This is a genomic window from Nocardia sp. NPDC004711 (assembly GCF_053601595.1).
In genome coordinates, this window is record NZ_JBSGCB010000108.1 from 1 (window position 1) to 13,765 (window position 13,765).

A 13,765-nucleotide genomic window follows, 5' to 3' on the forward strand; every position below is an offset into this window, starting at 1 on the left:
AACAGGAGGACCCAGCACCAGCAGAACTCACCGCCTGACCCCATTCCGGATCATGCGGTGACCACCCCAGTTACACCACGCCCCGGGACTTGACCTGCTGCGTTCCGGCGCCGCTGGTAGCCAGCGTCGAACGCAATCGAACGTTGGCCTGCGGTGTGCTGACAGCGGGTGTCGTGCCATCGAGCGAAGAGATCTGGCAGGCAGAGGTTTCCACCCTGGAGCGACTGCAACAGGGTATCGAATCCAGGGCATCATGGGCGCCTTCCGCGCAGTGATTGCCAGGATTCAACGCTGGGTCGGTCGTCGACAACGCAGCGAGACACAATGTCGAGGCATCAGAGGCATTGCGGCTGTCTCAATTCCAGCGGCGGCTCAGCGACGCGTTTTCGGCCTGTGCCGCGGAAGCGTACCGGCGCCATGACATCGCGCTGTTGATTGCAGACGGACAGCGCCGAGCCAAATGGGCGACTCGGTTGCTGACAGCAGCGCTGTCCGCCGCTGAACTCGAGCAAGGGTGCGTGACATATCAGGTGAACCGTGAGAAGACGGTATATGCCGTGTGCGCGGACCCGGAACCGGACAATCAGCTTCTTCCCCTCCAAGAAAGAGGAACTGTCGCGTGATTCGGTGGCCAGGGGCCCGCACCGGGGTGACCACATGGCGATGGCGGTCCTTGCTGCAAGGGCCTGATCGGGCTCTCCTGCACAATTCCCGCCCATACGAATGCGACCCTGGCTGTGGGCCCGGTGTGCGATCTCAAGACGCTCGCGCAGTCTTCCGCCTCGTCACTGCCCACCGCTATTCGACCAATTGTGGCCATAGTGTTCGAGGAGCACGATTAATGTCCGTGACCGATCCATCTGGTTCGCAATCTGCGGCGGAACCGCCGATCTCCCACGCGCGGCACAATTTCCGCGTCGTCGGGGCCATGTTCTTCATTCAGATCGTGGCCGGCTTCTCCATGGGATTCTGGAGCCCGCTTGTCCCCGCGTGGAGCAACGCTATGCACCTTGGCGCCAGCCTATATGCCTGGCTCAGCAGCATCAGCTTCCTCGCTTTGGCGGTGGCGGTCCTGGTCCTCTCAGCGCTTGGTGACCGGCACGGGCACCGGAGGTTGCTGACCTTGACCGTCTGGGCGACCGCGGCGGCCATCGTGCTGCTTGCGGTGGCCCCCTCATTCGGTGTGGCCGTCGTCGGCATGTGCTTGTGGGGCGCGCAGGGCGTCTGGATCGCCATGCTGATCGGGCTGATTCGCGACACGGAATCGGGCGTTCGCGCTAATCGTGGCATTGCCATGCTGGCAACCGGCGTCACCACAGGCCAGCTGATCGGTAGCTTGATCGCCGGCCCGGCCCTGGCGCTGCTCGGAAGTGTCCGCGTGACCGTGGCCATCCTGGCCGCGCTGTGCGCGGTTGCCGGTGTTGTATCGATGGTTCTGCTTCCTGAATCCACCACCCGCAGGGCCCGGTCGATCGACTGGATCGGGGTGTTGGGCTTGTCGGTCGGACTGGTGTCGTTGCTGCTGGGCGTGATGAACGCCAACAAGACCGGATGGACCTCCGCGAGCACCCTGACCGGCGTGACGTGCGGACTGGTGGTCCTGGGCGCGTGGGTTGCGTGGGAGCGTCGTACCCCCTCGCCACTGGTGAACCTTGCCGTGCTGACCAGCAGGGCAATGTGGCCGGCGATGGTCGCGGCGGTGACGTTCGGCCTGATGGTGTGGATACCCAAAAACCCGCTGCTGTTCTTCCTGGCCGCGAAACCGCAATCGGTCGGATATGGTTTCGGCTTCGCCACCACCGCCATCTCGATTGTTCTGATCTGCTTCTTTCTGGCGCAGACGTGCGGATCGTCCCTGTGTGCTCTGCTCACCAGCAAGATCGGGCCCCGCGGTCTCATTTTCGTCGGAATCAGCTGCGGCACAGCGGGACTGGCGAGTATGGGTTTGTTGGCGTACGCAAGCTCGGTGGCAGGCGCGGCATGGATGATCACCCTCAGCTTCATGGCGGTCGGGCTCGGCGCCGGACTGCTGCTGGGGAGCATGCCCGCATACATCTCCGAGGCCGCCCCCCGCGATCAGGTCGGCATCATTTCCGGAACCTACAACACGGTTCGAGGCGTTGGAGCCACCATCGGTGGCGCCGCAGCTGCCACGCTGCTCAGCGCATTCACCCCGGCGCACTCCGAGTCTCCAACCGTCACCGGCTACTCGACCGTCTGGTTCGTCTGCGCCGCCGCGGGCGTGGTCACCCTGCTGCTCATGTTCGCGGCGTGGTCGCGGCGAAGCGTACGCGTCGCATTTCCGGCCGCCGTCGTGAGCGGGGAAGTGTGATCGCGTCAGCCGCGGTGCACACCAGCACTGAACAGGTGGAGCTACACCGAGCTCGGCTTCACCGCCGCCGCCCATCGACACGAGCCCGAGATTACGTCAACGCTACCAACGCCTCTGTATGTGATCAGTGGTCGAGGCCCTCAAGCAGGTCACCGTCCGTCTCGGTGGGGTGAGCAGGCGGTGGCGGTTTGATCGGATGGCCACGCTAGGACCATGGCTGATGTGATCAACAGCCAGGCACATCCGCCCGATTTCTGCCGACAACACGGCGGCCCGTCAGGTGGGTGCTGTCGTGTGGGTGTCGGTGGTGGGTGTGTGGGTGCCGCGGTAGGTGTTGCGGTAGTGCTGGGGGGTGGTGTCGAGCAGGCGGCGGAAGTGTGGTCGCAGGGCGATGGCGTTGGTGAATCCGACTTGGGTGGCGATGGTGTCGATGCTGAGGTCGGTGGTTTCGAGGAGTCGGCGGGCGTGCAGGATGCGCTGGTGTAGCAGCCATTGCAGGGGTGAGATGCCGGCGCGGGCGCGGAAGTGGCGGTCGAAGCTGCGGCGGGAGTGCCCGGCTGCGCGGGCGAGGGTGTCGATGGTGATCGGTTCGTCGAGGTGGGTGAGGGCGTAGGTGATCGCGGCGGTGAGATCGTCGTCGTGATCGATGTCGGTGAGGGGCTGGTCGAAGTATTGGGCTTGTCCGCCGCTGCGGTGGGGTGGCACGACCATGCGGCGGGCGATGGTGGCGGCAGCCTCGGTGCCCCACAGGCGGCGCACCACATGCAGGCAGGCGTCGAGTCCGGCGGCGGTGCCGGCGCTGGTGATCACGTCGCCGTCGTCGATGTAAAGCACTTGGGGGTCGACTCGGATGCTGGGGTAGCGGGCAGCGAGTGTGGGTGCGTGGACCCAGTGGGTCGCTGCTCGGCGACCGTCGAGCAGCCCGGCGGCCGCGAGGACGAACGCTCCCATGCACAGGCTCACGGTCACAGCGCCATCGGCGTGTGCAGCCCGGATCGCGTCGAGCACCGAAGCGGGCGGGTCGGCCTCGGGGTCGGGCCAGCCAGGCACGATGACAACCCCGGCCCGGCCCAGGGCATCGAGACCGTAGGGGGCGTGCAGTCGCAGCCCCCCGGTCGTGGCGATCGGTGCGGTGCCGGCGGCGATGGTGAGTAGCTCGAAGCGGGGCACACCGTGGGCGCTGCGGTCGACGCCGAACACGCTGATCGGCACCGACGTCTCGAACAACGGTGCCTGATCGAAAACGAGCACGGCGACGGTGGTACGGCGTCGGGGCACGGGCGCTCCTCGGGTTCAGCCAGGTCGCGGCAATCCGGGCGCGGACCGACCGTCCGTCGCTGGCTGCTGCTGGTGGGGTGGCCGACGCGGCATGGTTGGCGTGAATCAATCATAGAGTGGCTAATCAGCCACTCACGCGGTGACCGGCCGCTGACTGATGATCTCCGGTATGAACGCGACCCCACCCCCACCCCCATCCCCTCCCACTCCCGATTTTCCGGTCACCGACAGCACGACGACGGCATCGCCGCCGGATCGCGGTACGGTGCGGGTGTTGTTGGTGGGCGGCCCGACGTTGATGATCGAGTTCGGCGGGGTGCGGTTGTTGACCGATCCCACCTTCGATCCGCCCGGCGAGCATCCGATCGACCCGGCCGGCACCCGGGTGCTGACCAAGACCACGGGTCCGGCGGTGCCGCCGGAGCAGATCGGTTCGATCGACGCGGTGCTGCTGTCCCATGATCAGCACCCCGACAACCTCGACGACACCGGACGCAAGCTCCTGGCCGGAGTGCCGGCCGTGTTCACGACACCGAGCGCGGCGGACCGCCTGGGAGGGACCGCCCGCGGCCTGTCACCGTGGCGCCACGCACAGCTTCGCGGATCCGATGGCCGTCAGGTGCGGATCACGGCCGTGCCCGCCCACCACGGCCCCGAGGGGACCGAGCACGCGTTGGGAGAGGTCACCGGGTTCGTCCTCGCCGGCGACGGACTGCCGCGAGTGTATGTGAGCGGGGACAACTCGTCGCTGGACGTGGTCGCCCAGATCGCCCACCACCTGGGACCGGTCGAGATCGCTGTGCTGTTCGCCGGTGCGGGCCGCACCGGGCTGTTCGACGCCTACCTGAATCTGACCAGCCGCCAGGCCGCCCAGGCAGCGCGGATCCTCGACGTGCGTGCCGCGATCGTCGCGCACACCGAGGGCTGGGCACATCTCACCGAGGGCCCCGACACGATCACCGGCGCGTTCGCCAGCGAGGGCCAGCAGCACCGCCTGCTACCACTGGCGCCCGGACAGACCGTACTGCTGTGAGCCTGGACAGCCCCGACCATCCCCATCCCCACTCCGCTGGCCGGCACGAACCGCCACCCTCTCACAGCCGGCCGCCGCGAGCATCGGATCGACACGCGGCCGCCGGCAGCAGCGACACGGGCCGACCGATCACTGGCCAGCAGCGTCGGCGGCACGCGCTGGCTTTGGCGGGCTTGTGTGCGGGCACGGCCCTGATCGTGATGGAGGCAAACATCGTCACCATCGCGGTCCCGACGATCCGAGCCCAGTTGCACGCGGGCGCAGACATCGGGCTGTGGGTGATCGACGCCTACACCCTCACCTTCGCCGCCCTGTTGCTCACCGCCGGCCGGATCGGCGACCGGATCGGCCCCCGACGCGCCTACCAGATAGGTTTAGCGGTGCTCGGGGTGGCGTCGATCGGGTGCGCGCTGGCCCCGACGCCGGGATGGCTGGTGACCGCACGCGCCGTCCAAGGAGTCGGGGCCGCGCTACTCGCGCCCGCACCGCTGACGTTGATCACCCGCACCTACAGCGATGCGACAGCACGAGCCACAGCGATCGGGATCTGGGTCAGTGCCGCGGGCATGGGTATGGTCATCGGCCCGCTGCTGTCGGGCTTGCTGGTCGACACGGTCGGCTGGCGGTCGATCTTCGTTCTCAATGTGCCCGTCGTCGCCGTGGCCGTCTGGCTCGTGTGGCGCTACGTCGACGAGGCCCCCACACGCGCGGCCGCGGTCGATCCAGGCGGTCAGATCCTCGTGATCTGCGGATTGACCGCACTGGTGTGGAGCCTGGTGGAATCGACTCGGCTGGGCTGGGCCTCACGACCGGTCCTGATCACCGGCATCACCGGTCTTGCCGTGCTTGCCGGATTCGGCCACCACCAACTCACCCGCGCCGCCACAGGCCATGACGTGCTGCTCGCACCAGCGGTGCTCACCAACCGGCCGGTGCTCGCCGGACTCGCGGTCGGGGCGATCTACAACTTCGTCCTCTACGGCACGCTCATCGTCTACACCTACGACCTGCAGGACCTGCGCCACTACAGCGCCCTACGAGCCGGGCTGGCACTGCTGCCCCTGACGGTGACCGGCATCGCCGTATCCAGCCTGATCGCCGGCCGATTCGTCGCCGCCCACGGCCCCCGCACCGGCGTACTCACAGGAATGGGCTGTTTCGCCGCCGGGCTCGTCCTGCTCGTCCCCACAGCCGAACACACCCCATACCTGCTCATCGCTGCCGGACTGGTTGCTACTGGCGTTCGGAATGGCCATCACCGGCGCCGCGCAAACCCTCACCGTCATGACCCACACACCCGACGAGCACAAGAACATGGCCTCCAGCGCCCTCAACACCGCCCGCCAAACCGGCGGCCTGATCGGCGTCGCGCTCCTGGGCGCGGTCGTCGCCAACCACCTGGCCACCCGAACACCGACCGCGATGATCCTCGCCATCGCCGCAAGCACCACGGCAGTCATCGTCGCGCTGAAACTCATCCCGCGACACGCCCCGCCCCCATGACGCCCCGCGATGACCATAGTGCCGGAGCCGGTCAGCGGTGAGCGAGGAACTCGACGATGCTGCGGATCGAGTCGGACGAGTGCGCCGATCCGCTCCGGGATGGGTTCGAAGGGCGCGGCGGCGGGTTGATCAGTGCCACACGGGGGCGGTGGCGCGGGCGTAGTCGCCGAAGCTGACCGGTGACCGGCCGGTGATCTGCTCGACGTCGGCGCTGACGTCGGAGGCCCAGCCGTTGCGGATGCCTTCGTACATGGTGGCGTAGAACTCGGCGACATGGCCGGGGGCGCCCCCGCCGAGCATGGCCTCGCGGAACTCGGCCGGCGCCATCGCCTGATAGCGCACCGGTCTTCTGGCGGCATCGGCCACGAGGGCGGTCATGTCCGAAAACGACAGCGAATCCGGTCCGGTCAGCGAGTATGTCTTGTGCTGATGCCCGTCCTGGGTCAGGGCGACCGCGGCCACCGCGGCGATATCCTCGACGGAGATCGGTGCCACGCGGGCCTGGCCCGCGGGGACCGCGACCACCCCGGCACGGACACCCGCCACGATCGCGGGGTGTTCGGAGAAGTTCTCGTCGAACACGTTGGGGCGCAGGATGGTCGCGGGCACCGGCCCTGCCTGCAGGAGCCGCTCGACCCGGTGCATCGGAAAATCCTCTCCCGATAGATGCGCCGTGGCGTTGGACACATGAACCACCCGGCGAACTCCCACCGCTGCCGCATCCTTCAGCAGCGCGGCGACCTCGTCGGTGGGATCGGCGCTGGCCGGTTGCAGTACCTGGTAAATCGCGTCCACACCGTCAAGGGCAGGCCGGTAGGTCGCCGGGTCGGTCCAGTCGAAGTACACCGGTGTCACCGGAGCCTGGGGGCTTCCCGGGGTTCGGCTGGCTGCCCGGACCGTGTGTCCCTGCTCGGCCAGCATGGTCACCACACGCCGGCCGGTGCGGCCGGTCGAGCCGAGAACAAGAATCGTCGTAGGCACACGTTCCTCCAGGAAGATAACGTCGATCGGTAACACAATCACCCTATGAACGGGCTATCGATGCGTGCCATGACAGTTCTCGACGAATTCATATCCGATCAGCACCATGTCGGAACGATCCGGGTATGGCGGTGACGGTGAACGCGGTTGGTCGTGGGCGGGACCATGTGGCCGAGGTCGTGGGCGATATCGTCGCTGCCACCCGCCGCGGCGGTGTTGTCTACGGCAGGTCGCTGCTGCGCGCACCCTGGGCCATCACGTTCGAGTCGAGATCGATCGCCACGATCCACGTCGTGATCGCCGGCTCCTACATGCTCGTCCCCGACAACGGCGAGTCCGTCCACCTCGCCCAGGGTGATGTCGTGTTGCTGCCCTCCGGTGTCGGGCACGTTGTCGCCGACGCCCCCGGCCGGGCAGCGCCCACCGTGCGGGACCTGTTCGGCGCCACCCTGCCGGAGCTGACTGGCACCGACCTCGTCATCGACGGCGAGGGTCCCCAGACCGTCCTGGTGTGCGGTGCGTACCTGCTCGAACCGGCGCCGCGGCACCCGTTCATCGCGTCCCTGCCCGACCTCGTGCACATCACCGCAGGCCAGATGCGCGGCACCAGCCTCGCCGCGGCCGTCGATCTGCTCACCACCGAGGTCGACCACGCCGGCCGCGGTACACCCACGGTGGTGGCCTCGCTGCTGGACCTGCTGTTCACCTACATCCTCAGGGCCTGGCTGCTCAGCCAAACCGACCAGGCCCTCGGGTGGACCCGAGCGCTACGCGACCCCGTGGCCGGCGCGGCACTCGCGCTCATCCACGACGACCCCGCCACACCCTGGACCGTGCAGTCGCTCGCACACGCCGTCGGCATCCCACGCGCCCGGTTCAGCCGCCAATTCACCGCGGCCACCGGCCACAGCCCCATGCAATACCTGAGCATGTGGCGGATGACCGTAGCCGCCCGCCTACTGCGCGAGCAACAAGCCCCACTGCGCCAGATCGCCCGCACAGTCGGATACGACTCCGAATTCGCGTTCGCGCGCGCCTTCAAACGCGTCGTCGGCCAAGCCCCAGGACGTTATCGCGCGACGCATCATCCGCAGTCCCAACGCCTGACTGGCCCAGGCGCAACCGGGTGATCGCGCTCACCGGTCGTGCGGGGTGTGCTGCCGCGGCGGGTGCTCATGGCAGTCACGGTGATCAATTACTGTGCTCTCGGGGCCGTGTGGGCCGTGTGGGCATTGAGCAGTCCGGGAAACCGTTCATCAAGCGCCTGTTTCCTCAGGACTGGATACCGTGTTGTCCCTTCGGCGATGCACTCGTTGACACCTGTTGTCAGCAGCTGTCTGAGGTGATAGGAACACCTCGATGCCGGAAGCCCCAGGGTATCGGCGATTTCGCCTGTACTGAGCAGCTTTCCGCCGGTCAGCAACCGGACGATCTCGAGGCGGACCGGATCGCCCAGGGCCCGTTCACCTTCACCGATGTCATGTACCGCCGCGGCACGGTCGCCCTTGCGCTCCCATTGGCCCCCGGCCTCGAGGTATCCGGCTGGGTCCGGGCAGCGGGGGAAAGGAGTCGACCATCTCGCTGCGGGCCAACCCGTGGCCGGGCTGACGATCCTCGACGCGGGCGGGTACGCCGAGGACGCGAACAGCCGCACGTCCGCTGGACCCATGACGGGCCGCCTACGCGGTGCGGCGCAACCCGGCCAGCGCCCGCTTCAGGTCCGCGGCCGATACCTGGTAGTCGTTTTCGACCTCGGCCAGGCCCTCGTCGACCCACCCTCGGATGAGTTCGGCCAGGTCGATGCCACGCCTGCGCGCGACCTCCTCAGCCCTTCGCCTCTGGCGCAGCGTGAGCCGGACCGTGGTCACGACCTTGGCGTCGAGATCGACGTCAGCGGCGGCTGGCAGCACGGCGGCGGCATCGACGGTGTCGCCGAGCACCAGCTCCCCCGCCTCGGCGGCGGCGGCCAGCTGCTCCCCTTCGGTCAGAGCCTGAATGTCGTTGTCCTGTGCGCTCATTGGTTGTTCTCCCACTCCTCGAAAGCGACTTGCTGCTGCGGGGTCATCACGGCGACATAGGAGATCTGGTGATCGAAACCCTCCAGCGGGCGCACAACGACCAGGATCGGTGTCCCCGCTGGTGTACGGGTCCAGACCGCTAGTCCGCAAGCACCGTTTTTGGTCTCGACTCGTTGCACCCATCGCCGGCGCGCGTCCAGCAATGCCGCGATCACCTCATCGGTGCCCAGACCTTGCAGACGGCTGATCGCCGATGGCAGCCACTCATAGCCCACAAGATAGAGAATACACTTAGCATCTCCACAGATCATATGTGGTGCAGGGAAGCGAAGTGCTGCCCACCGGATACTCATTCCAGCTGATAAATGATGTTGGCCATCTCGGCAAGGCTGTGGACGGCGTGGTCGCCGCGGAAATTCGCAACGGCCGTCGGCACGCTCGACGGCTACATCATTGGGCGCTGAGAATTTCGCGCCAGGGAGACTTACGCTCCTCCGCCCGGTGGAAAGGTGAGGCAGAAGGGCTGTCCCGAGGGCGACCGCGCTCGCCGGCATCGGCCAAGGTTTGGTCTTCCTCGGCGGTCTGACCGCAGTCAACCACGCCACCCCTGCCGACCGCCGCGCCGAGGTGCTGTCCAGCTTCTACGTGATCGTCTTCCTCGCCACCTCCATCGGTCTGATTGCCGCCGTGCGGCATTTCGCCGTTGTCGTAGCCGCGCTCTGACTGGTCGTGTTGTTTGCCCTGGCCCGACTACGGCACCGCACCCCCGCCGCTACGCCGATCGACTGATACCGCACAACTGTTCACCTCTAGGAGGTCCTGTGGACACCACCGAATTCGACGCCGCGTACGACGGCCTGCTCGCCGCCGCCGGATCGATCATCGACACCACCTTGTTGGCACCGGACGTGCGATCAGGCATCGATTGGACGCTCAGCCACATCGCGCTCAGCGACCGCGTCCTCGCCGCTGCGGCCCGCGATGTCCTTACCGGCCTATTTCCGGCGGTCGACAATCGCAAGGCCATGGACGATGCCGCCATTACTGCGTTGATCGCCTCGACCACCCACATCCAGCGGGTCGATACGATCCGCCGCAACGCGCGCGATCTCAGTTCTGTGATCAGGACAATCCCTGACCACGCCGCCGCCACGCCGGTGCTGCTTCGCCTGGTCAGCCGCGACGGACGACCCCTTCCAGATCAGCAGCTGCTGTGGAGTGACCTGATCCGGCTTCGCGCCATCGAGCACATCCCTGGACACACCGAGAAGCTCACGGCACTCGCGTCGACCGAGCAAGTGTCCTGAGCCCAGGTCGCCGACTGCAACCAGGCGGCGTCAGAACAAGGTGTGCCACACCCGTAGCGGGCAATACCCGGTGGGGCCGAGCTGGGCCAGCCCGGCGTCGATGTCGATCTCGATCGCGCCGAAGAAGTTGATGTTCTCACTGTGCGCTGGCGAGATGTGCGCGAGAACTTCGTCATCGATGCGCCGACCCTCGCGACGCATCCGCTCTACAGCCAGCCCGTAATACGGGGTTCGGGTAGTAATCGCCGAAAAACAACGGATAGGGCGTAACCCCTGGTCAGGGAGGGGCTTGCTGAGCTACTGGCTGTCGTGGTGGTCGAGGACTTGCGCTTGGAGGCGTTGGCGGAGGTCGGTTCCTTCCGTGACGGTGGGATCGGCGGTGTGGGAGTGGTCAATTGGTGAAGTTCCGTTTCGGCAGTGCCAGGGCTGCCGAGATCACCGCGCAGGCCCCGGCCACCAGAAATGCCAGATGGAATCCCGAGTGCAGGGCTTCGATATCAGAGGTGATCGAGTGGTGGGTGAGGACGGCTGTCGTGTGTGCGGCGGCGACCGCGGTCAGCGCGGCAAGCGTGGCCGATTGACCGGTTTGTTGAGCGGTGTATTGCAGGGCCGAAACGACGCCGCGTTCGGTTGGTTGCGCTCCGCTGGTAGCGGCCAGCATGTTTGCGAGGTTGGCTACGGTGGCGCCGAATCCGATCAGCAGGTCGGGTGGTAGCCGGTCGGTAAGGTAGTTGTCGCCGGAGGCGGCTGCGAACCAGAACAACCCGGCAGCGAGGACCAATGGCATGGTCAGCGCGGTGTAGCGGATGCCGATCCGGCCGACGACACGAGGTCCGAACCTTCCCGCGACCAGAATCATCAGCGCGGCGGGCAGCGTGCTCAGGCCGGCCCTGGTGGGCGAATGTCCCAGCACTTGTTCATCGTCGAGCGCGACCAAGACCAGCGCGGCCAGAAAGGTTCCCGACACCAGCGCGGCACGCACGTTCCCGCTCCAGACCACCGGATTCTTCGGGATTCGCAGCGGGAGCAGCGGATCGGCACTGCGATGTTCGACGATACCGAAGCTGGCGAGCAGTACCAGGGTTACAGCGAGGCCGAGGATAGTCCAAGGACTGGCCCAGCTGCGGGTCGCGGTCTGGGCCAAGGTGTAGATGAGAACGGCCAGGGCCCCGGTGATGGTGGCGGCTCCGGCCACATCGAAGCGGCGTCGACCGGCACCGCGGGCAGTTACCGGCAGATACCGAGGAGCCAGAGCAGCGACGATCGCACCGATCGGGACGTTGATCAGGAATAGCCAGCGCCAGCCGAAGGCATCGGTGAGTACGCCGCCGAGCACCAGACCGAAACCGGCGCCGGAACCGATGACTGCCTGGAAGACTCCCATCGCGCGCCGGCGACCCGCGCCCTCCGGGTAGAGATCGAGAATCAATGCCAGCGTGCAGGGGGTGACGATCGCGGCACCGACACCCTGCACGGCACGAGCCCCGATGAGGAGTCCGGGATTCGGCGCCAACGCTACGACCAGCGATGCCACCGTGAACAAGCTCAATCCGGCCGCGAACGCCTTCCTGCGGCCGAAGATATCCACCACGCGCCCGCCGAACATCATGAAGCCTGCATAGATCAGGGTGAAAGCGGTTGTCACCCATGACAGAAACGTTGGGGACAATCCGACGCTTTTCCCGATCGATGACATCGCGACACTGCAGATGGTCAGATCGATCGTGATCATGAAGTAGCCGATGGCACCGAGGCTGAAGGCAAGTCCGGTGCGCGGGACGGTGCGGGGAGGGTCGAGTTCGGGCGGTGGCGCGGTCGGGATTTTCGGGGATACGTTGGATACTTCGCTGGTATGGGTCATTGCCAACCTGATTGCTCTCTCGGGCACCGGAAGACGCTGTGGTGCAACATCATCGGGAGTCACGGGTGATGGTCGACGGGCGCCGAAGACCGCCGTGTCCGAGAACTTCGCGTGGATTCAGGACTTTCGCTGGGCGCGAAGCAGATTCAGCACTCCCTGCACTGCCTGGTCGAATCGCTGGGGATCCTGGGCGGCCCTGGCCAGGACATAACCGCCCTGCATCGTGGCCACCAGGGTCGCGGCGGTGTCCTGTGGGTCCAGATCCGGATTCAGCTCACCGGCCGCGATCCCTTCGATGAGCACCTGCGCGAGCAGGTCGCACAGCCAGTCGAAGGTCTCGGCAATGGGCTCTCGGAGTCGCGACTCGGCCACGACCTCCGGGTCTTGGGTCAATCGACCGACCGGGCATCCCTTCAATACATCTCGGTCGCGTTCGAGATAGGCGGCGATCCGGTCGATCGCGGCCCCCTCGGCGGCGAACAGCTTCTCCACCTCCCCACGCTGCGCGGTAGTCGTGCGGGCAATCGCCACCCGGGCGAGGTCGGGCTTGCCTCGGAAATGGTGGTACATGCTGCCCTGCCCTACCCCGGCCCGCTCCAGGATCAGCCGCGGACTGGTGCCGACATAGCCGCGCTCCCAAAGCAATTCGCGGGTACTGACGATCAGTCGCTCAGCCGCAGATTCCACGCCTTCAACATACATACTAGTAGTTACAGAAGCAAGGCCTGCGCCGACCCCCAGAGATCAATTCGCGACCGGTCCGTCATCGAGGGCACTGTCCTGCACACCTCGGTCAGCCCTCCAGCCACCTGATTCGGGCCGCGTCCCTCAGCCTCGGGCCTCGAAATCCAGGCTCAACTGTGTCAGTGCCCGGACCTGCGCCGCATCCAGCTGTGCTTGGCCGTTTCCATAGTGTGCCCGGCGAAATCTCCATGCCCGCCTTCCGGCCTACCGACCGAATGAGGTACCCACAGACCGCGGCGCCAGCCAGCGCCCGCGCTTGGACAGGAAGAGCGCCCGCTGACTAGTCTTGGATCCCAACATCTTCCGCCGCTCCGCACGCCAAGTCAGCAGCACCGCCCGGCTCCCCGGATCCAAGGGCACCACCCGGCCATCGATGCGGCGGCTGCCGCCGCGGGCACTGGGCTCGACATCATCGTCGTCGAGCCCAGCTTCCTGCGGGCCGGCATCCAACACCACCGTCACCAGCGCGTAATCGCGCGCCCCATATCAGCGTGGGGCTCAAAATGTCAGGCGTTAGCTGGTCGAGGAAGCCGACGTAGGATTCCGGGCGGATGTGAGCAGTCTCGGCTATCCCTTTCCTTCTGGTGTGTGCAGAAGACATGAATACATGCGATGTCTCAGTCGGCGGCAACTTTCGGTGAGGCGGGTAGGGCGAGGCAGAGTGCGGCACTGGCGACGAGCGCTGCGGTGATCGTGAGCCCGCTGGCG

General features: G+C 66.5%; 13 protein-coding genes and 1 pseudogene. 6 read left to right on the forward strand and 8 right to left on the reverse strand.

The window, feature by feature from the left end; all coding sequences use genetic code 11:
* Positions 1-841 precede the first annotated feature (841 nt).
* A complete protein-coding gene (locus ACWEKS_RS46860; RefSeq protein WP_452346163.1) occupies positions 842-2,332 on the forward strand; it encodes an MFS transporter in 1,491 nt (496 codons plus the stop codon).
* A gap of 276 nt (positions 2,333-2,608) precedes the next feature.
* Here the strand turns inward: ACWEKS_RS46860 and ACWEKS_RS46865 are convergent, their stop codons facing one another.
* Positions 2,609-3,610, reverse strand: a complete 1,002-nt coding sequence (locus tag ACWEKS_RS46865; RefSeq protein ID WP_452346164.1) for a GlxA family transcriptional regulator — start codon at positions 3,608-3,610, stop codon at positions 2,609-2,611.
* Positions 3,611-3,881: 271 nt separating this feature from the next.
* Here ACWEKS_RS46865 and ACWEKS_RS46870 point away from each other — a divergent pair, with 271 nt between their 5' ends.
* Both ACWEKS_RS46870 and ACWEKS_RS46875 read left to right on the forward strand, forming a co-directional pair.
* A complete protein-coding gene (locus ACWEKS_RS46870) occupies positions 3,882-4,643 on the forward strand; it encodes an MBL fold metallo-hydrolase (protein ID WP_452346175.1) in 762 nt (253 codons plus the stop codon).
* Positions 4,644-4,843: 200 nt separating this feature from the next.
* The gene (locus ACWEKS_RS46875; RefSeq protein WP_452346165.1) at positions 4,844-6,187 is read left to right on the forward strand and encodes an MFS transporter; all 1,344 of its coding nucleotides are present in this window, start codon (positions 4,844-4,846) and stop codon (positions 6,185-6,187) included.
* An 88-nt stretch (positions 6,188-6,275) separates the two neighbouring features.
* On the opposite strand, the gene ACWEKS_RS46880 is transcribed toward ACWEKS_RS46875, so the two are convergent.
* Positions 6,276-7,127: an NAD(P)H-binding protein gene (locus tag ACWEKS_RS46880; protein ID WP_452346166.1), complete on the reverse strand. Its 852-nt coding sequence runs from the start codon at positions 7,125-7,127 to the stop codon at positions 6,276-6,278.
* Between the two features lie 125 nt (positions 7,128-7,252).
* Between ACWEKS_RS46880 and ACWEKS_RS46885 the strand changes: the two genes are divergently transcribed.
* On the forward strand, positions 7,253-8,257 hold the full coding sequence (locus ACWEKS_RS46885; protein ID WP_452346167.1) for an AraC family transcriptional regulator: 1,005 nt from the start codon (positions 7,253-7,255) through the stop codon (positions 8,255-8,257).
* Between the two features lie 65 nt (positions 8,258-8,322).
* Here ACWEKS_RS46885 and ACWEKS_RS46890 read toward each other — a convergent pair whose 3' ends face one another.
* The 3 genes from ACWEKS_RS46890 to ACWEKS_RS46900 are packed head-to-tail and all read right to left on the reverse strand — an operon-like array spanning position 8,323 to position 9,420.
* Entirely contained in the window at positions 8,323-8,796 is a 474-nt protein-coding gene (locus ACWEKS_RS46890; protein ID WP_452346168.1) for an ArsR/SmtB family transcription factor, read from the reverse strand.
* Between the two features lie 10 nt (positions 8,797-8,806).
* Positions 8,807-9,145 carry a hypothetical protein gene (locus ACWEKS_RS46895; RefSeq protein WP_452346169.1) on the reverse strand — a complete coding sequence of 113 codons (339 nt, stop codon included), beginning with the start codon at positions 9,143-9,145 and terminating at the stop codon, positions 8,807-8,809.
* A complete protein-coding gene (locus tag ACWEKS_RS46900; protein WP_452346170.1) occupies positions 9,142-9,420 on the reverse strand; it encodes a hypothetical protein in 279 nt (92 codons plus the stop codon). Before ACWEKS_RS46900 ends, ACWEKS_RS46895 begins: the two co-directional genes overlap by 4 nt.
* A gap of 289 nt (positions 9,421-9,709) precedes the next feature.
* On the opposite strand from ACWEKS_RS46900, the gene ACWEKS_RS46905 reads away from it, so the two are divergent.
* Both ACWEKS_RS46905 and ACWEKS_RS46910 read left to right on the forward strand, forming a co-directional pair.
* Complete coding sequence (locus ACWEKS_RS46905; protein WP_452346171.1) at positions 9,710-9,868, forward strand: hypothetical protein; 159 nt, start codon at positions 9,710-9,712, stop codon at positions 9,866-9,868.
* A gap of 98 nt (positions 9,869-9,966) precedes the next feature.
* Positions 9,967-10,452: a hypothetical protein gene (locus ACWEKS_RS46910; RefSeq protein WP_452346172.1), complete on the forward strand. Its 486-nt coding sequence runs from the start codon at positions 9,967-9,969 to the stop codon at positions 10,450-10,452.
* Positions 10,453-10,482: 30 nt separating this feature from the next.
* On the opposite strand, the pseudogene ACWEKS_RS46915 reads toward ACWEKS_RS46910, so the two are convergent.
* The 3 genes and pseudogenes from ACWEKS_RS46915 to ACWEKS_RS46925 all read right to left on the reverse strand — a co-directional run.
* Positions 10,483-10,686, reverse strand: a pseudogene (locus ACWEKS_RS46915) (Tn3 family transposase); the annotation flags it as partial.
* Positions 10,687-10,843: 157 nt separating this feature from the next.
* The gene (locus ACWEKS_RS46920; protein ID WP_452346173.1) at positions 10,844-12,313 is read right to left on the reverse strand and encodes an MFS transporter; all 1,470 of its coding nucleotides are present in this window, start codon (positions 12,311-12,313) and stop codon (positions 10,844-10,846) included.
* A gap of 117 nt (positions 12,314-12,430) precedes the next feature.
* Entirely contained in the window at positions 12,431-13,000 is a 570-nt protein-coding gene (locus ACWEKS_RS46925; RefSeq protein ID WP_452346174.1) for a TetR/AcrR family transcriptional regulator, read from the reverse strand.
* Positions 13,001-13,765 lie beyond the last annotated feature (765 nt).

Bases quoted from the DNA above. Each gene is read 5' to 3' on its own strand.
- ACWEKS_RS46860 (WP_452346163.1), top strand. From the start codon at position 842: ATGTCCGTGACCGATCCATCTGGTTCGCAATCTGCGGCGGAACCGCCG.
- ACWEKS_RS46920 (WP_452346173.1), bottom strand. From the start codon at position 12,313: ATGACCCATACCAGCGAAGTATCCAACGTATCCCCGAAAATCCCGACC.
- ACWEKS_RS46895 (WP_452346169.1), bottom strand. From the start codon at position 9,145: ATGAGCGCACAGGACAACGACATTCAGGCTCTGACCGAAGGGGAGCAG.
- ACWEKS_RS46875 (WP_452346165.1), top strand. From the start codon at position 4,844: ATGGAGGCAAACATCGTCACCATCGCGGTCCCGACGATCCGAGCCCAG.
- ACWEKS_RS46885 (WP_452346167.1), top strand. From the start codon at position 7,253: ATGGCGGTGACGGTGAACGCGGTTGGTCGTGGGCGGGACCATGTGGCC.
- ACWEKS_RS46890 (WP_452346168.1), bottom strand. From the start codon at position 8,796: ATGGGTCCAGCGGACGTGCGGCTGTTCGCGTCCTCGGCGTACCCGCCC.